1 protein-coding gene is annotated in these 279 nt (G+C 71.0%); it reads right to left on the reverse strand.

Going from position 1 to position 279, the window contains the following annotated elements; genetic code table 11:
* Positions 1 to 279, reverse strand: a 279-nt coding sequence (locus tag ACYF6T_RS44780; protein WP_461703737.1) for a KR domain-containing protein, incomplete at both ends; no start/stop codon positions are given.

A 279-nucleotide genomic window follows, 5' to 3' on the forward strand; every position in this document is an offset into this window, starting at 1 on the left:
CCGCTGCGGCGTCAGATCCGCCACCACCCCGTCATCGACGATCCCGGCCGCATGAATCACACCCGTCAACGGATGCGCCGGATCGATCCCCGCCACCACCTCCCCCAACGCCACCGGATCGGCAACATCGGCCGCCACCACCGACACCTCCACCCCCAACCGCGCCACCAACTCCCCCACCCCCGGCGCCCGGCCACCACGCCGGCTGACCAACACCACATGCCGCACCCCCCACCCCTCCACCAAATGCGCCGCAATCACCGCACCCAACACCCCGGT

Source organism: Streptomyces sp. 7R007, from assembly GCF_054850255.1.